The sequence below is a fragment of the Nostoc sp. DedQUE07 genome, assembly GCF_034530975.2.
Taxonomy (GTDB): Bacteria; Cyanobacteriota; Cyanobacteriia; order Cyanobacteriales; family Nostocaceae; genus Nostoc.
In genome coordinates this window covers 202,946-221,733 of record NZ_JAVRCC020000005.1, presented here as the reverse complement: position 1 = coordinate 221,733, position 18,788 = coordinate 202,946, and the positions used below count along the sequence as shown (strand labels likewise).

Annotated in this window: 14 protein-coding genes; 7 read left to right on the top strand and 7 right to left on the bottom strand. The window is 42.1% G+C overall.

The genetic code is table 11. The annotated features are described in order from the left end of the window. Positions 1-203 precede the first annotated feature (203 nt). Both hrmK and larE read left to right on the top strand, forming a co-directional pair. Positions 204-2,072, top strand: a complete 1,869-nt coding sequence (hrmK, locus tag RMZ95_RS06330) for a hybrid histidine kinase/response regulator HrmK (protein ID WP_322684917.1) — start codon at positions 204-206, stop codon at positions 2,070-2,072. Positions 2,073-2,197: 125 nt separating this feature from the next. Beyond that, complete coding sequence (gene larE, locus RMZ95_RS06325; RefSeq protein WP_322672063.1) at positions 2,198-3,025, top strand: ATP-dependent sacrificial sulfur transferase LarE; 828 nt, start codon at positions 2,198-2,200, stop codon at positions 3,023-3,025. Between the two features lie 25 nt (positions 3,026-3,050). On the opposite strand, the gene RMZ95_RS06320 is transcribed toward larE, so the two are convergent. Next, positions 3,051-3,407 (bottom strand): DUF4864 domain-containing protein, encoded by a 357-nt coding sequence (locus RMZ95_RS06320; RefSeq protein WP_322672064.1) that lies wholly within the window; start codon positions 3,405-3,407, stop codon positions 3,051-3,053. A 66-nt stretch (positions 3,408-3,473) separates the two neighbouring features. Then, a complete protein-coding gene (locus RMZ95_RS06315; RefSeq protein WP_322672009.1) occupies positions 3,474-4,529 on the bottom strand; it encodes an SGNH/GDSL hydrolase family protein in 1,056 nt (351 codons plus the stop codon). An 875-nt stretch (positions 4,530-5,404) separates the two neighbouring features. Between RMZ95_RS06315 and RMZ95_RS06310 the strand changes: the two genes are divergently transcribed. Further along, positions 5,405-5,599 carry a hypothetical protein gene (locus RMZ95_RS06310; RefSeq protein ID WP_094342069.1) on the top strand — a complete coding sequence of 65 codons (195 nt, stop codon included), beginning with the start codon at positions 5,405-5,407 and terminating at the stop codon, positions 5,597-5,599. 97 nt (positions 5,600-5,696) lie between these two features. Here RMZ95_RS06310 and RMZ95_RS06305 read toward each other — a convergent pair whose 3' ends face one another. After that, complete coding sequence (locus tag RMZ95_RS06305; protein WP_322684918.1) at positions 5,697-6,584, bottom strand: site-specific DNA-methyltransferase; 888 nt, start codon at positions 6,582-6,584, stop codon at positions 5,697-5,699. Between the two features lie 285 nt (positions 6,585-6,869). Between RMZ95_RS06305 and RMZ95_RS06300 the strand changes: the two genes are divergently transcribed. Continuing rightward, positions 6,870-7,475, top strand: a complete 606-nt coding sequence (locus RMZ95_RS06300) for a tetratricopeptide repeat protein (RefSeq protein ID WP_322672065.1) — start codon at positions 6,870-6,872, stop codon at positions 7,473-7,475. A gap of 207 nt (positions 7,476-7,682) precedes the next feature. Here the strand turns inward: RMZ95_RS06300 and RMZ95_RS06295 are convergent, their stop codons facing one another. From RMZ95_RS06295 to psaA, 3 genes are all read right to left on the bottom strand, one after another. Beyond that, positions 7,683-8,108, bottom strand: a complete 426-nt coding sequence (locus tag RMZ95_RS06295) for an REP-associated tyrosine transposase (protein WP_322684919.1) — start codon at positions 8,106-8,108, stop codon at positions 7,683-7,685. 171 nt (positions 8,109-8,279) lie between these two features. Further along, complete coding sequence (gene psaB, locus RMZ95_RS06290) at positions 8,280-10,511, bottom strand: photosystem I core protein PsaB (RefSeq protein ID WP_322672012.1); 2,232 nt, start codon at positions 10,509-10,511, stop codon at positions 8,280-8,282. Between the two features lie 120 nt (positions 10,512-10,631). Beyond that, positions 10,632-12,890, bottom strand: coding sequence for a photosystem I core protein PsaA (gene psaA, locus RMZ95_RS06285; RefSeq protein ID WP_322684920.1), 2,259 nt, complete (start codon positions 12,888-12,890; stop codon positions 10,632-10,634). Between the two features lie 533 nt (positions 12,891-13,423). Between psaA and RMZ95_RS06280 the strand changes: the two genes are divergently transcribed. Beyond that, positions 13,424-15,034 (top strand): hypothetical protein, encoded by a 1,611-nt coding sequence (locus RMZ95_RS06280; RefSeq protein ID WP_322685003.1) that lies wholly within the window; start codon positions 13,424-13,426, stop codon positions 15,032-15,034. A gap of 423 nt (positions 15,035-15,457) precedes the next feature. Here the strand turns inward: RMZ95_RS06280 and glsA are convergent, their stop codons facing one another. Next, complete coding sequence (gene glsA, locus RMZ95_RS06275; RefSeq protein WP_322684921.1) at positions 15,458-16,372, bottom strand: glutaminase A; 915 nt, start codon at positions 16,370-16,372, stop codon at positions 15,458-15,460. Between the two features lie 206 nt (positions 16,373-16,578). Between glsA and RMZ95_RS06270 the strand changes: the two genes are divergently transcribed. Further along, positions 16,579-17,196 (top strand): Uma2 family endonuclease, encoded by a 618-nt coding sequence (locus RMZ95_RS06270; protein WP_322684922.1) that lies wholly within the window; start codon positions 16,579-16,581, stop codon positions 17,194-17,196. A 38-nt stretch (positions 17,197-17,234) separates the two neighbouring features. Continuing rightward, positions 17,235-18,749: a thioredoxin-like domain-containing protein gene (locus RMZ95_RS06265; RefSeq protein WP_322684923.1), complete on the top strand. Its 1,515-nt coding sequence runs from the start codon at positions 17,235-17,237 to the stop codon at positions 18,747-18,749. Positions 18,750-18,788: the final 39 nt, after the last annotated feature.

The window sequence follows — 18,788 nt, the reverse complement described above, 5'->3', positions numbered from 1 at the left end:
TTTTCAGTTGCGTTGAAAAAATTTTAGGTTAGGTTCATACAATAATTTTTTTTTGGACTAGCTGCTAAACTCGACATCATAAGTTATGGTTTATAACAACATAAGTTATCGTTTATAAATAAAAAAGAATTGTCCGTTAATATACATAAAATCCTGTTGGGATTTTTATGCGTAGCTAAACTTGTTCAGCGGTCTAGTTGACCATGCAGCAGTATTCAAGCTTACCAGACCAGAAATCACTGATAGATGCAACGCCAAAACTTTTGACAACAATTGAGCAACTTCGCGCGCAGCTGTGGCTGGAGAGCAGCTTAAACCAGTTGCAAAGTCGCCTTAATGATTGCTTGCTTTCTGCTTGTAACACTGTCCCACAGCCAGAAGCAGCACAAGCGGAAATTTTCCAAACCGTGGTTAACGAGATTAACAGTGCTATTCACAGCAGTAATCTGGCACTTACAGAATGTGCCGTAGGCATCGCTATGTGTCAACCACAAGAAACTGTTGCCACAGTTTGCTATGTTTCTGGTTCTCCATCCCCAAATTCACCACCTTTATTTCTAGAAGTGCTGACAGCAGAAAAAAAGCTGCTGTTGAGATTGCAAGAAGTCATAAAAATTGAAGATTTACAACAGCTTGAGAATCAGCAACTACCGAGTGCTTGGCGGTTGGCGGATGATTCTGGCAGCGTTATCGGCTGGCTAATTCTTGCCACAGCGCCCCTAAGTTCTCATCATGAGTCGTTCATAGAATCGCAAGCTCAACTCAGATCGCAATTGATAACAAGGTCTGCCAAATGCTGTACTACAACCTTGGTACAACTTAGACACATCCTGTCTTGGCCGCAACGGTGTCAACAGTTAAGTAATTCTAATCAAGAATTGGAGCGCACCAATCAACTGAAAAATCAGTTTCTGGCAAACACCAGCCACGAAATTCGTACACCGCTTAGTTCCATTATTGGGTTTACCCATCTGCTTTTAGCTCCAGGGTACGAACCAACTAAAGAACGGCAGCAAGAGTATTTAAATATCATTCAGTCTAGCGGTAAACACTTACTAGCTCTGATTAACGATATTTTGGATCTCTCTAAAATTGAAGCAAATCAGCTAGAAGTACAGTGGGAAACAGTAGATGTCCCACTGTTGTGTAACAATGTTTTGGCATTGGTGAAAGAGAAAGCTGCTAATAAAAGTTTGAAACTGTGCCTAGAACTTGAACCTGATATTACAACCTTAGTAGCTGACCCCTTACGACTCAAGCAAATGTTGTTGAATTTACTCTTCAACGCCCTAAAGTTTACAAGTATTGGAAGTGTTGGCTTACAGATTGCTTCCAAAGGTGTATTTGTGCATTTTACAGTTTGGGATACTGGCACTGGCATTTCCCAGGAAGACCAAGTTCAACTGTTTCAGCCATATTTCCAAATTGCCAAGGCCGTAGCAGATGGTATTGAAGGTACTGGTTTGGGTTTAGCAGTGACTCAGAAACTCGCCCAAATTCACGGTGGTTGGGTGAAAGTTGAATCTGAAATAGATCGTGGCTCCCGTTTTACTCTTGTACTTCCTCTTAAGCAAGAGATGGCAGTGAGGGTAGATGAGGAAGCAGGAGAAACAAATTTTCCCTCATTTCCTCTGCCTTTGACACCTAGTTCCTCTGTAGAAATTTTGCTGGTAGAAAATGATTTACCCAATGCTGATTTGATGCAAATTTATCTACAAAAATTGGGATATCAAGTAACTTGGGTTAAGAATGCTGACGAGATGTGGGAAGCCCTAACACAGTTAGATCCAGCGGTAATTTTAATGGATGTTTGTTTGGCAGATGGAAATGGTCTTAACTTGGTACAACAACTGCGAGAACATCAGCAATATCGGACGATTCCGGTAATTGTTCAAACAGCAATGGCGATGAAAGGCGATCGCGAAACCTGTCTAGCGGCTGGAGTAAATGACTATATTTCTAAACCAATTGATTTACCACTTTTAGCCAGTCTGGTGGCTAAGTACAGTCAAGCACCAACCTTGGTTGATGGGGAGTGGGGAGTAGGGGAGCAGGGGGGGGTGAGGGAGTGAAGGAGTTAGAAACAAGAATTAATAACCAATGCCCAATGCCCAATGCCCAATGCCCAATGCTCCATAACTAATGACTACAATATAAATGATTGGGTGCTGTAAGGTTTTGGCAGGATTGGGAAATGATGCTGACAGAAAAATTTGAGCAATTAAGAGCCTTATTTACAGAAATGGAGCAGGCGTTGATTGCCTACTCTGGGGGCGTTGATAGCACTTTGGTTGCCAAAATTGCTTATGATGTGTTGGGCGATCGCGCTTTGGCTGTCACGGCTGTTTCTCCTTCACTGTTACCAGAAGAATTGGAAGACGCGAAAATTCAAGCTGCAACAATTGGGATTCCTCATAAAATCGTCCAGACTCACGAGATGGAAAATCCCAATTACACTTCTAACCCAGTTAACCGCTGTTATTTTTGCAAAAGTGAGTTGCACGACACTCTCAAACCTTTAGCTTTAGAGTTGGGTTATCCTTACGTGGTGGATGGGGTGAATGCTGATGATTTGCATGATTATCGCCCAGGAATTCAGGCGGCTAAAGAAAGAGGGGCGCGATCGCCTTTAGCAGAAGTGGGTGTCACCAAAGTTGAAGTTCGCCAACTTTCGCAACAACTCGGTTTACCTTGGTGGGATAAACCTGCTCAACCTTGCCTCAGTTCCCGGTTTCCTTACGGTGAAGAAATTACTGTCGCTAAGTTGCAACGAGTTGGTAGAGGAGAAATTTATCTGCGAAAGCTAGGCTGGCAGAATTTGCGCGTGCGATCCCAAGGGGATACAGCACGTATTGAATTACCACCAGAACAAATCAAAGAGTTTGTATTAACTAACGATTTACAAACACTAGTTTCGGCATTTCAAGATTTTGGATTTATCTACGTAACCTTAGATTTAGAAGGTTATCGTAGCGGTAAGTTAAATCAGGTTTTAAATAGGGAAGCCTTGGGCGTTAAAGTATAGGATTTTAGTTCTATAAATATAGAGTTTATTTACCTTCTAGAGAAACTAGAAAGCAACCGTTAATTCTCCAGATATTATTAGGCTGTTTTTCCATAAAATATAAAGCCCTCAAGGGGACTCCATCAGGAGCAAGTAGCAGCACTGGTTGAGTTATGTTTCCCTGGATGGTTGTTATGTTCTCAAAAAATACAGAACGAGGACGGTATACTGCTGGATAGCTTGTCTTTACCATCTGCATAAAATTTTCTGGTGTTCCGAATTGCGCCTGAATCGCCGGACTAGCAAAGGCAAAAGCGCCTTGGGCATCATCTTTTTTAAAGGCTGCTAATTGGTATTCAATTACAGAACGTATGTTGATGGCATCAGTATCGCTAACTTCCATAAATTTAAAAATTGCGTAGGCGCAGCCCATCGTAGACATCGCTTTAAGTGTCAGCAAAGCGATCGCTCAATTCTCACGCTGAGTGAGTGTGTATTCTATCTGCTGTAGTGCCGTTCGCCACACATCATATCCCTCTTGAGACAGGTGCAAGCCATCTGTGGTCAACTCTGGGCGCAAATTGCCTTCCATATCCGTAAACCAGCTATAAATATTGAGATAATTAGCACCTTCTTGTTTAGCGATCGCGGTTAGTTGGATGTTGAGGTGACGAATACGGCTATTGGAAATTTTTGGTAAACGAGTAGGCAAAATTGATTGGACAATGATTTGAGCTTTGGGGTGAGTCTGGCGTAAACGCCGAACAATCCGGCGATAATTATGCAAAATTGTTTCATCACTAGCGCCTTTTCGTAGGTCGTTAATCCCAGCCATAATGTAAATAACATCTGGTCGCGTTGCTGAAAATGCCCCCAATCTTTTTAAAACGCCACTAGAGGTATCTCCAGATATGCCTTGATTGAGCCACAATTTACCAGCAGGCAGTTTTTCTCTGGGAAACCACATGCTCAAAGAATCACCAACCAAAATACTTAGATGATTGGCACCTTGACCTTGAGCGATCGCTCTAGCTTCTAAAGCTAATAAACTTTTCCAGTCGTCATAAGTTAGTTGACGTTTCTTGATCGACTCCCACAATGATTGCAAATTATCACTATCTACGCGTGTATAAATCTGACCTGTTTTCAGAGCTGCCAATCTTTGGTAGTAAAGTTGATTTCCAGATGTCAATAAGAGGCTAGTTGCTTGGGTGCTGGGGTTAAGTGATGACTCTGTTGATACTGGTAATCCCTGAGTGCTGAATTCTGGTACGCTAGGGACGTTTTTTTCACTTACTATTGGCTGCGAACTTTTTAGGGGTTGGAACGCTTGAGAGCTGAGTTCGGGTAAGGAAAGGTCGACGCTCTTGATAATTTTTGTACTGACTATTGTCTGCGAACCTTGTTTTAAATCCCACAGGAATCTAGAACTTTCTGGCAGGACAATTGACAGATGTGGAAGAGCCGATGCTGGTATTGCTAATCCTGTTAACAAGCCTGCTGCCAACAGATAAGGGTCCCTCATCGCTTTCTCTCTCCTCTACTCACTGCTTTTCCTTATGACGGCATTAATTGGCTGTATTCAGGAAAATTTTACTTCGGTTAAGTTATTATTCTTATTTACGCTGTATAGTTCTGTAAAGCGTGTTCATGAGATTATATTTGACAATTTACGATCTCTTTAAAGTAGGGTTTTCCCGGTGGTATACAAGTCTTATTTGTGCGAATACTTCTACTGAAAGCACTGTTTTCATCAGCCACTCGCTTTTTCTAACTCAGTTATCACAAATATAACTAGGTTTGCAAACTGGCGATTAGTGAGTTATTTTAGAGGATCTAAGAACAGAGGTTTTTGCTTTTGATGTTGCTAATATGTGAAATAAACAGCAGATTTTAGGTTTCTAGATTTCAGCTAATTGTCGCGATCGCGTGAGAGTTGGCTAGACCGAGAAAGCTACCGTAATACGTATACATTTTCGTTTTGTCAAGCACAAGTGAAAGTGTGGTCACTAAAAGAAGCTTCTGACCATTGTGAGGTAATTTGCAACAGAGTTACAAGTTATGCGCTTCGTCAGAAAACGACAACAGTTGACTTCCCTGATATATCAAAATTAGCTCGTATCTTTAATATGACGATTGAGAACTTAGTAGAAATTTTGGAAAAAATAGCCAAAATTTTAACTTTTGAGAATATTGATATCATACGATAACGTGTCCTCAATGAGCAAGTATCAGGTTTGCCATACTGAGAATTTGATAACTCACTATACGTAATTTAAAATTTCTGTTTACTCATTGAAGTATGAGTTGAAACACACTTAAATTAAGTTTAGCTCTAGAGAATAACCTCATTGAAAGTGCTAAGATTTAGGCTGAATCATTAGTGTTTCCTTTTCTTCTGTGGCTAGAGCTAGTACAGCGATTGGTGTCAGTCCCATTATTAAAGAGATTGTGCAAAAACAGGCACATTCCACACGTTTGACCCTGAAAGAAGTTATTCTGATGGGGATGTTAGCTATTGATAAACTAGATGATCGAGGTCGTCAAGAGCTAGCCGATCGAGTTCATCAAATGCAAGTGAATGGAGAAATTTAATTGAGTAGCTATGAGTTAAGAGTTATAAGCGATGCCCTGAGCCTGCCGAAGGGTTATCAATTTTAACTTCTCACTCCTGACTCTTTACTTAATTTGGTTATTGGCTAAATCGATAACGACTTCCCATTACATAATTTTCATTAATTTCAAAAGATATCCATCGGCGTTGCAGAGTTTCAGCAACAAAGCCGGTTGTATTAGAACCTGCAAATGGATCTAATACCATATCACCTTGATCAGTTAAAAATTTGATGAAGAACTCGGCGAACCCTTGAGGAAAGCGTGCTGGATGGGGTTTAATTTCTGCTGTTTTGCAGCGTCGTAAATAAGCGCTATTCGATTCAGTATTAGCAATTTCTAGCAAATTCGGCGGAATTGCACCTTGATTATCTTTTTGAAATTTATCAGAAATATCATGTCCACTAGGACGTATTTTTGCTTTATAGCCATTTTTGAGTAACTGTTTCATACTTTGGCTATAAGGCTTTAATACTTTTGTGTTATCTGCTTTAGGATTCGGTGTTTTAGACAACCACCAAACTGTATTTACAGAATCTTTTACACGAATCCGCCTGATTGTCACCCACTCAGCAGGGGTTGGCAGTCGAGCCGGATTATAGTGGTAAAATTCTTGAGCAAGAAAGAAACCTACTTCTTTGCATAATCTGACTAAAAGTTCGTATTGGTAGATACTCCGGACGGGATTACCAGGTAAGTAAGCGCCGCCTAAATCTAGTACGAATGAGCCATTATCTGCGAGAACTCTTTTAAATTCGGATGCAAAAGGTAGAAACCACTCAATATATTTTTCAGCAGTTTCGTTACCGTATTCTTTTTTTCGTGTCAGAGCAAATGGAGGTGATGTGAGGATAAGATTAATACTGTTGTTTTCAATAGATTTTATTAGTTCTAGGCTATCACCTAGATATATTGCGCCGTGATTTTGGGTGTAATATGATTTTAAATTTATTTGTTGTGAGTTCAAGAGTTATAACATTATCCCGGCTTTGGGGACTTCCAAATCAAAAATAGTATCCAATAATCTCTTGTGGGGTGGGCATCTTGCCCGCCCTTGGTTATTGGCAAGATGCCTACCCCACAAAAGCATTAAGATTATCCAGCATATAATGTCAAGTCAGCAGTAGCCAGTATTTATATCAGCATAATATCAAAAATTTGGTACATCACATTAGTATAATACCGACAATGCTACAAAAAATTTTTACTCTCAGAAAAAATTCTATTCAATCAAGAAATCGGTGTGATTTATATGACAAGCAACTTAAACAATCACAAGTCTAAATACTTCTTAATACCTTATATAGGTGCAGCAATTATAGGAGTGAGTATAATCCCGTTTGCCTATACTACTGTGAAATCTTCTATTTCTCTATCAAACTATATTGAGTCAAGTAATGCTCACAGGGCTTCTGGAAATTATAAAGCAGCTTTCGACAAGCTAAACACAGCTATTAAGCTAGATTCTAAAAATCCATATTTATACATTGAGCGGGCTGAAGTTCGTGATAAATTAGGCCATGAGTCAGGAGTTATAGAAGATTGCAATAAAGCAATTGAGCTTGACCCTAAAAGCCCTTTGGCTTATGACTATCGCGCTATATTCCGGCGCAAATTAGGAGATAAACAAGGAGCATTACAAGACTTAAACATAGCAGTGAAGCTTGCACCTATATCTAGTACTTCCCATAGCAATCGAGGTGTTGCTCGCTCCGATTTAGGTGATACAGAGGGAGCTTTACAAGACTATAATAAAGCGATTCAGTTAAACGCAAAAAATGCTGCTGCCTACGATAATCGGGCTTTGGTTCGCTATGAATTAGGAGATAATCAAGGTGCAATTAAAGATTGGCAGTAAGTTGCTAACCTTTATTTACAACAAGAGAATACAAAACAATATGCAGAGGCAATAGAGAAAATTAAATTGATTCAATAGTCAATTCTAGACTGGCATTTAAGGCTACAAAGGGGCGGGCAAGATGCCCACCCCACAAGAGAAAAGAGAATGTGATAAGTGAGATTATTCAGGGAGTTGCCAAAAGAAGGGGTAATTTTCTGAGCTTGATCACAACCCTGCTTTTACAGGATTTTGCCTGATATATTCCCAATATTGTTGAAACTCTTCATCGTTCCTAACAATACGCTCATATCTTTCATCTTGCCAAACTGTTCCTATATGTTTCATCACTTTGGGAATTTGTTTAGCACTATAACCTTTAATACTTTTCATAATGCTACTCAATGACCAAAACTCATTTTCTGATTTGAGTAATGGCTGAATGAGCAGATGCACATGATTTGTCATGACCACAAGGACAAATATTCGATATCTGTTTTTATCAAAAAATAAGCACGAATTAAAAACTATTTCTCTAGCTTCTAGGCTAAGTTCTAACTTTTCCCAAGTATTAAAGGTAATGAAATAAACCGCCCCATCTAACTCCCAATGAGGTAATCTTCTTTGAAAAATTTTCAACTTTGGCTCTTGCATTCAGAATACAAAACTATTTGTAATTTTTCTGTAACTTTTCTTTATTGTGGGGTGGGCATCTTGCCCGCCCCTTCTCTATTGTTCCCATCCTCTTCACCTAAAACCCAAAAAAAATCCCCCACCTTGCGGCAGGGGATTTTTATTACTTATCTACAAAACAAGCAGCCGAAATTAACCGAACTTACCAGCAGTAGAAGCAATCAAGAATGCTGCGTAAGTCACGATGTAGCCAACAGTGAAGTGAGCTAAACCAACCACACGACCTTGAACGATGGACAGAGCCACGGGCTTGTCTTTCCAGCGAACTAGGTTAGCTAGAGGAGTGCGTTCGTGTGCCCAAACAAGGGTTTCAATCAACTCTTGCCAGTAACCTCTCCAGGAGATTAAGAACATGAAGCCAGTAGCCCAAACTAGGTGTCCAAACAGGAACATCCAAGCCCAGACAGACAGGTTATTCACGCCGTAAGGGTTGTAACCGTTAATCAACTGAGCAGAGTTAGCCCAGAGGTAATCGCGGAACCAGCCCATGAGATATGTAGAGTTCTCATTGAACTGAGCTACGTTGCCTTGCCAAATGCCTAGATGCTTCCAATGCCAGTAGAACGTAACCCAACCAAGGGTATTGAGCATCCAGAACGCAGCGAGGTAGAAGGAATCCCAACCGGAGATGTCGCAAGTACCGCCACGACCGGGGCCGTCACAAGGGAAGGCATAGCCGAAGTCCTTTTTATCGGGCATCAGCTTAGAACCACGGGCATCCAAAGCACCTTTGACCAAGATCAAGGTGGTGGTGTGCAGACCTAAAGCGATCGCATGGTGAACCAAGAAGTCGCCAGGGCCAATTGTTAAGAACAGGGAGTTAGTACCAGCATTGATGGCATCTAACCAGCCTGGAAGCCAAACGTTAGCGTAGTTGGGCCATGCTGTGTAAGCAATACTATCGGGGTTAGATAGCAAAGCATCTAAACCGTACAGTACTTTACCGTTTGCAGCTTGAACGAATTGAGCAAACACTGGCTCAATCAAGATTTGCTTTTCAGGAGTACCGAAAGCAACCACTACATCATTGTGGACGTACAAGCTGAGGGTATGGAAGCCTAAGAAAAGGGATACCCAGCTAAGGTGGGAGATAATCGCTTCTTTATGCTTCAATACGCGCTCAAGAACGTTGCCCTTGTTTTGTTCTGGGTCGTAATCACGTACCCAGAATATTGCTCCGTGAGCAAAAGCACCAAGTATCAAGAAACCAGCAATATATTGATGGTGCGTATACAGCGCTGCCTGAGTTGTATAGTCCTTAGCAATAAATGCATAAGGAGGCATGGCGTACATATGCTGTGCCACCAAAGAGGTGATGGTTCCCAGAGCAGCTAGGTGAATACCTAACTGGAAGTGCAGTGAATTGTTATAGGTGTCATACAACCCTTGGTGAGGCAGGTTGAACTGACCTTCACTGTTGGTACCTGGTACTAACCCAGCTTTGGAGTTCAGCATTTCTTTGATGCTGTGACCAATTCCGAAGTTAGTCCGATACTGATGACCGGCAACAATGAAGATAACTGCGATCGCCAAGTGGTGATGAGCCATGTCAGTCAGCCACAAAGCTTCTGTTTGAGGATGGAAGCCACCCAAGAAACTTAGAATTGCAGTTCCTGCACCTTGAGATGTCCCAAAGATATGTCCAGGAGTGTCAGGGTTTTGAGAGTAAACACCCCAGTTGCCTGTAAAGAATGGTGTCAAACCTGCTGGGTGGGGTGGGGTATTCAGGAAGTTATCCCAACCTACGTGCTGACCGCGAGATTCGGGGACAGCAACGTGAATTAAGTGACCAGCCCAAGCCAGAGAACTAACACCAAACAGACCTGCTAGGTGGTGGTTTAGGCGATGTTCAGCGCTCTTAAACCATGCCAAGCTAGGACGATACTTGGGTTGCAAGTGCAGCCAACCAGCAAACAACAGTACGGCTGCCAGTATTAACAGGAATACTGAACCGTTGTATAGTTCGCCGTTCGTCCGCATTCCGATGGTATACCACCAATGGTAAAGACCAGAGTAGGTAATGTTTACCGGATTGCTAGCGCCAGCTTGGGTAAAAGCTTCGATCGCTGGTTTACCAAAGTGGGGGTCCCAAATCGCGTGGGCGATGGGACGGATATGAAGGGGATCTTTAATCCACTGTTCAAAGTTACCTTGCCAGGCTACATGGAACAGGAGGCTGGATGCCCACAGGAAGATGATTGCCAAGTGACCGAAGTGAGTTGCGAAAATCTTTTGGTAAAGATTTTCCTCTGTGATGCCATCATGGGTTTCAAAATCGTTGCCTGTAGCGATCGCATACCATATCCGACGAGTCGTCGGGTCCTGTGCGAGATCCTGGCTAAATTTCGGAAATTTTGTCGCCATAGGTTTAATAAATCCTCTGACCTTTAGCCATCAAATACCAGCGTCTAGAGTCCTGAGTTCTGAGTACCAAGTTTTGAGTATTTTCTCAGCACTTAGCACTCAGCACTCCACAACTGATTGCTACCCTACTGAAAGGATGTGTGCATGGAAGAATGCCCAGGTTGTGGCAATTCCTCCCAAGAGGTAGTGAGCTACCCCTACAGCCCGACCCTGAATAATGCTCAGAGCGCGAGGCTGAATTGCTGGTGCTACCTTCAGTTTGTTATGCGCCCAAACAATGGACTCAATCAGTTCTTGCCAGTAGCCGCGACCACTGAACAGGAACATCAAGCTGAATGCCCAGACAAAGTGAGCGCCTAAGAAGAGTAGACCATAGGCAGATAGCGCGCTGCCATAGGAATTGATGACTTGTGTAGCTTGTGCCCACAAGAAGTCTCGTAACCAACCGTTGATGGTAATCGCACTTTGGGCAAAGTTACCACCAGTGATGTGAGTTACAGTCCCATCTGCATCTACGGTTCCCCAAACATCTGATTGCATCTTCCAGCTGAAGTGGAAAATTACAATAGACAGGGAGTTGTACATCCAGAAAAGTCCGAGGAATACGTGATCCCAACCAGAGACTTGACAGGTACCGCCACGACCGGGGCCGTCGCAAGGGAAGCGGAAGCCCAAGTTTGCTTTGTCTGGAATCAGACGAGAGCTACGGGCGTACAGCACACCTTTGAGCAGAATTAGGACGGTGACGTGAATGGTGAAAGCGTGAATGTGGTGAATTAGGAAGTCCGCTGTGCCCAAAGCAATGGGTGCAGCTGCCACTTTTCCGCCAACAGCCAAAATACCGCCGCCAAAGACATAGCTAACTGGTTCTAGGGCATTGGGTGCAGTTGTACCAGGAGCCAAGGCGTGGATATTTTGTATCCACTGGGCAAATACTGGCTGCAATTGAATCCCTGTATCAGAGAACAAGTCTTGAGGACGACCCAATGCACGCATTGTGTCGTTGTGGATGTAAAGCCCAAAGCTATGGAAGCCGAGGAAAATACACACCCAGTTCAGGTGAGAAATAATCGCGTCACGATGACGAAGCACCCGATCCAGCAAGTTGTTTTGGTTCACAACTGGATCGTAATCTCGCACCATGAAGATTGCAGCGTGAGCTGCTCCACCAACAATCAAGAAGCCACCGATCCAAATATGGTGAGTGAATATGCACAACTGTGTAGCGTAGTCAGTTGCCAAATATGGATAGGGGGGCATCGCGTACATGTGATGCGCGATGATGATGGTCAGCGAACCCAAGAAGGCCAGGTTAGTAGCCAACTGAGCGTGCCAGGATGAGGTCAGGTTTTCATAGAGACCTTTGTGACCTTCACCGGTGAAAGGACCTTTGTGGTTTTCCAGGATCTCTTTAATGCTGTGACCAATACCCCAGTTGGTACGGTACTGATGACCAGCAACGATAAAGAGAACTGCGATCGCTAAGTGGTGATGAGAAATATCAGTCAACCACAAGCCGCCTGTTACCGGGTTCAGACCGCCCTTGAAGGTTAGAAAGTCAGCATACTGACCCCAATTCAAGGTGAAGAAAGGTGCTAAACCAGCAGCAAACCCAGGATAGAGTTCCGTCAACAAGTCTTTGTTCAAGATGAACTCGTGGGGCAGAGGTATGTCTTTGAGAGCAACGCCTGCATCCAAAAGCTTGTTGGTCGGTGCGGACACGTGGATTAAGTGACCTGCCCATCCCAAGGAACCACAACCTAGCAGTACTTGCAAGTGGTGATTCAGCATCGATTCCACATTCTGGAACCATTCCAGTTTGGGAGCGCGTTTGTGGTAGTGGAACCAGCCGGCAAATAAGAATAAGCCTGCTAATACCAAGCCACCGATCGCAGTTACGTAAAGTTGGAAGGAATTTGTGATCCCCCAGCCACGCCATACTTGGAACAAACCGGAGGTGATTTGAATACCGTGGAAACCACCGCCAACATCACCATTTAGAATGTCTTGTCCGACAATGGGCCAAACGACTTGAGCGCTAGGCTTAACGTTTAACGGGTCACTTAGCCAAGCTTCGTAGTTAGAAAACTTCGCGCCGTGAAAAATCATCCCGCTCAACCAGATTGTCACTACAGCCAAGTGGCCGAAGTGGGCTGAGAATATCTTGCGGGAGATGTCTTCTAAATCGCTTGTATGTGTATCAAAATCATGGGCGAGTGCGTGCAGGTTCCAAATCCATGTGGTGGTTTTGGGACCTCTGGCTAAGGATCTGTCAAAGTGCCCTGGTTGTGACCATCTCTCGAAAGACGTTGGAACCGGGTCGTTATCGACGATTACTCTTGCCTTCTTTTCCTCTCGCTCCGGAGGACTTATTGTCATTCGACCTCCTCTCTTGATAAGGAATGAGGAATCATGAATACCACAAAGTTAACCATTACCGCAAATTCCATTTTGCTGAAGCCGCGATGAAGACCTATGTGGATTGTTGTTTCTCGTTGAATTATAAAGTCTTCACTTGTACATTGTTGGAGATATTTTAACAATAATTCAAACTTGCTCAAATATTGCTGAAATTCATGCCTTAACTGGCTTTTAACTTCAAACTTTTTGTCCAAAAGTCAATAGTTTAGCTATTTAATTTACAAACAATAACAATTCGTAAAATTTATGATTTGACTGTATGTAACCGATGTCCCAACTTTTACTGCGATTGCTCATGAACATTTATGTCATATTTCAATTTTTGCAAGTAAAACGTTGTAGAGAATATGACTTATTTTAAAATTTTATGAGATACAAAGGAAAACTTATGGGATGTGAGGCAGATTTCACCTTTTGGGCTATAGTTCCAGATGGACAGTTTGAGCCAAAATAATCTGTCAATTGTTGAAGACTATCACTGGGTGCAACGCATGAACTCGTGGCAGAAAAGGGTGTTAGAGAAGCTCCTCCCTCAGAGGTTTCCGATTCTCAGGTGGGTAATGATATTAGTGCTGGTATTAAGCTTGACCAGTTGCGGCGAGAAAGCCGACAGCCAGGAAGTATCTACTGGTTATAAAGAAAACTCCCCCAAGATTTCTCAAATTTCAAAGCAATTTTCGGAAGTTTCCCCTCCATCTGTTATTCAAGAACTGCGTCCAACTTTGGAAGTTTATCAGCCACAAGTAACAATTGTTACTCCAAAATTTGATGAAGTTCTTCAAGACAATAAAGTTACAGCCAGTTTTCAGGTTAAGGATCTACCGATATTTAAAGACCCACAATTACAATTGGGGCCACATTTACACGTAATTCTGGATAATCAACCTTATATACCTGTTTACGACCTGAATCAGCCCTTAGTTTTGCCAGACTTGTCTCCAGGTAGTCATACCTTGCGTGTCTTTGCCTCTCGTCCCTGGCATGAAAGCTTTAAGAATGAAGGCGCTTATGCCCAAACAACATTTCACGTCTTCACTAAAACCGACGACAACACCCCAGATCCTAAATTACCCCTGCTAACTTATAGTCGTCCTCAAAGTAGCTACGGGGCAGAACCAATCTTACTGGACTTTTACCTAACTAACGCTCCTCTGCACCTTGTTGGTAAGGAAAACCCCAACGACGAGTTCAGTGATTGGCGCATCCGCTCCACGATTAATGGTGAAAGCTTTATTTTCGATCGCTGGCAGGCAGTTTATCTTAAAGGCTTCCGTCCAGGGAAAAACTGGATAAAGCTAGAATTTCTCGATAATCAGGGAAATGCTGTCAAAAATGCTTTCAATACCACAGTTAGATTGATTGACTACCAGCCAAAGGGTAAAGACACTTTGTCAAGAATTGTCAGAGGAGAACTCACAGCAGATGAGGTGCGCCCTATTGTAGACCCGAATTATAAACTTGCACCTAAACCCACACCCACACCTTCTGTAGAAAAAACACCCCCAACACAGCCTAAGGTAGAAAAACAGCCGCTTCCAGAAACTGAAATTCCAGAACAATCCAAAATACAGCCAGAACAACCAAAATTAGAAGTTCCCACAGCTACACCAACTCCCAGCTTGTCCCCAACACCATCAGAAATTATTGAGTCTCCTATACCAGAACCACAGCCAGAGGTAATACCAACTCCCGAATCAACGCCGTTACCCGAAAAAGTTACGCCTCAGCCAACAAAACCTAGATTTGGTGGATTTTTTAACCGTGGGGCTGGTAAAGTTCCTACCCCAGAAGCACCAGTTGCCCCATCTCCTAGTTTGCCACCCACACTGCCAGAGATTATTGAGTCTCCGACACCAGAAATTATTACGCCAACACCAGAATCACAGCCGGAGGTAATACCAACTCCTGAATCAACGCTGTTACCCGAAAAAGTTACGCCTCAGCCAACAAAATCTAGATTTGGTGGATTTTTTAACCGTCGAACGACCAAGACACCTACTCCCCAAGTAACAGTTGCCCCATCTCCTAGTTTGCCACCAACGCTCCCAGAGATTATTGAGTCTCCAGCACCCGAAATTATTACGCCAACACTAGAACCATAGGCAGAGGTAACGCCAACACCTTCTGCTGAATTACCCGAAAAACAAGTGCAACAGCCATAAAAAACAAGATTTAGTTATACCTTGAAGGCTGGTAGAGGCAGCAGAGAAGTGAAATAAATCACTTTTCTTCTGCGTCATCGGACTCAGCAATATGTGTTAGAAAATTTCCAAATTTTTGCTTTTACTGAATAACTGGGAATTCTAAGTAAGTATTGACTCTTATTTTACTTAGGATTAATCTGGCTTTCCAGATTCCAGATGCAAATTTTCCATCAGTTTCCGGTGATATCGCCGTCGTACAATTGAGCCGAAAAGGGTGGTTCTCAAAAATATACCTAGCTTTTTTGACGAGTCGAACCATTACCCATCCTGTCGAAGTGCTGACAAGAATTTATCATTTCTCTGCCTATTCAAAAACAGGATTTAGCCAAAAATACTCAGCTGCAACTCTTGTGCTAAAGCCTCAACAAAAGCAAGACCCGCTACCGGATTTCCTACACCATCCAAAGCTGGACTGTAACAAGCGATCGCTCCCTCACCTGGTACTATTGCTACAAGCCCACCACCAATTCCTGATTTCATTGGTAAACCAATTCTGACTGCAAACTCGGCAGAAGCTTCATAAAGTCCACAAGTTAACATCACAGCATTGACAATCCGGCGGTTTTGTGCTGATAAATAGCTATTTTCACAAGCTAGCAGTTTTCCTAACAAGGCTAAATCTTCAACTTGCCCAGAAATACAGCATATTTGCTCGTATGTGTCAAGTGCTGTTTCAATATTTTCGAGATGACCAGCTTCGGCGAGATAATTAGCGATCGCTTCATTGGCTGTTGAACGGGTTAATCGCACTGAGGCCAGCATTTCTTCATCTAAACTTAGTTGGCAACCTGCTAATTGGTTAAGCCATTGACAAAATAAGAGAGTGCGTTGATTAGCGTCCTTTCCTGGTAACTTCTCAGACAGGGTAATTGCCCCACTATTAATCATCGGGTTGCGGGGATGGGCGCGATCGCTAATTAATTGTTCTAAAGAATTGAAGGATGCATCTGATGGTTCCACCCCAACCCAACTAAAAATCGTTTCTGCTCCTAAATGTTCTAGCAGATAAAGTAGAGAAAATGTTTTAATCACGCTCATTAGCGGAAAGACACAAGCGGTATCCCCAAAGCTGAGGTTTTTCCCTGATTCACAGCAGATATGAACAGCAAACCAACCAGGATCGGCTAAAGCTAATTGCGGAATGCGATCGATAACTTTTCCGTGTTCAGCCTGAATTTTAGCTAGTTGAACCCAGGCGCATAAGTCCGTAATAGTTAGTTTGTCAAGTCCTTTCAAAGTATAAATTTTCTAAAAGTTCATTTATTAAATAGCAAGTAACAGTGATTTCTTATAATTGTACGTACGTTTGTCTAAGCCTCTAGTAGCAGCACGCGGTAATATATGATTATTTTTTATCGGCTTATTTCATCAAATTGGAAGGAAGAAACCAAGGAAGGTACAGCACTCTAGAATAAAAACACAACCTACAGTAATCAATTATTATGACCAAAACCTTACCTAAAATAGTTCCCTTTGACGAATTTATCACCTGGTATCCCGAAAACTCTGGGGTAAGCTACGAACTACATAATGGGGAAATTGTCGAAATGGCACAGCCAACTGGGAAACATGAAAGGATAAAAGGATTTTCATCTGCTGAATTGACTTTAGAGTTTAGACGATTAAATCTCGCCTACTTTATCCCCAATCAAGCAATTGTAAAACCACCGGAGAGAGAATCAGGTTATTTCCCTGATGTATTAATATTAAATGATGTGGCTTTGGTTGATGAACCTCTTTGGGAAAAATCTTCTATTGTGACTAAGGGTACATCAATTCCTTTAGTAATTGAGGTTGTCAGTACTAATTGGCGTGATGATTATTATCTGAAACTTGCCGATTATGAAGAGATGGGTATTCCTGAATATTGGATTGTTGATTATGCCGCTTTAGGAGCTAGGAAATTTATTGGTAATCCTAAACAACCCACTATTTCAGTTTATCAACTAATTGATGGAGAATACCAAGTCAGTCAGTTTCGGGGTAGCGATCAAATAATATCTCCTACTTTCTCTGAGTTAGAGTTGACGGCAGAACAAGTTTTTAATGCTGGTCAATAAATATTGATTTTACTAAATTATCAGAGTAGGCAATAAAGATGATTCCTCGTGTCAGAGCGCCAGAATTACCCCAAAATTACTCTTGGCTCAACACCGATAAACCCTTATCTCTTAAACAACTTAAAGGTAGAGTCATAATTTTAGACTTTTGGACATACTGCTGTATCAATTGTCTGCATATTTTGCCAAACCTGAAATATTTAGAACAAAAATATAAAGATAGTCTTACCGTTATTGGCGTACATTCTGCCAAATTTGACAACGAAAAGGAAACAGAAAATATTCGCCAAGCTATCCTGCGCTACGACATCGAACATCCAGTTGTAGTTGACAGAGGTTTTCGGATTTGGGAAGAGTATGCTGTGCGTGCTTGGCCTACGTTAATAATTATCGATCCAGAAGGTTACGCGATCGCCCAGATTTCTGGTGAAGGAAATCGTGACACTTTAGATGAGTTGATTCAAAAGTTAATTCAGCAACACCAAGACAAAGGCACAATTAATTTCCAAGAAATCAGCTTAACTTTAGAAAAACAGCGCCAACCATTAATCACACCTTTAGCTTTTCCTGGGAAAGTTCTAGCTACTCAAATGGGTTTATTCATTGCTGATTCTGGACATCATCGCCTAGTTATGAGTAGTTTCGACGGAGAAATTCTACATTTAATTGGTACTGGAAAATCTGGCTTAACCGATGGTTCGTTTAGCGAAGCGCAATTTTTTGCACCGCAAGGAATGGCTTATGATGCCGAAAATCAGATTCTTTATGTTGCTGATACAGAAAATCATGCGCTGCGGCGAGTTGATTTCAAGCACCAAATCGTTGAAACTATTGCGGGAACTGGCGAACAAAGCCGTAATATCCATCCTCATGGCGGTGCTGGTTTAGAAACCGCGCTAAATTCTCCTTGGGATTTAGTGAAAGTAGGAAATACTCTATTTATTGCAATGGCTGGGCCGCATCAAATTTGGCAAATGGACTTAGAAACTGGCATCATCAAAACTTATGCTGGTACTGGTGCAGAAGCTTGTATTGATGGTTCACTTACCGAATCTGCTTTTGCTCAACCTAGTGGTATTACTAATAATGAGCAAGAATTATATATTGCTGACAGTGAAGTTAGTTCAATTCGTGGTGTGGAAATTGTCGAACCGTATCAAGTAAGAACTGTTTGCGGTAGTGGCGGTTTATTTGGTTTTGGCGATATAGATGGACAAGGTGAAGATGTCCGTTTACAACACTGTTTAGGAGTGGAATATGCTCAGAATTTTTTGTGGGTGGCAGATACTTATAACCATAAAATTAAATTAGTTAGCCCTAAAGGGAATTGTCAAACAATTTTGGGAGATGGTTCTGCTGGTTTACAAGATGGTCAAGGTAAGAACACTCGCTTTTTTGAACCTTCGGGATTGAGTGCTATAAATTCATATCTATATATTGCTGATACCAATAATCATGCTATTCGTTGTGTAGATTTGAATACTTTTGAGGTGACAACGCTGCGATTTTCTGGGTTGTGTGCGCCAGATGTTTGTATACCGCCTAATTTATAGAATAATCTCTTCCTTCAAGGCAGAAATCAAAATTTTGTA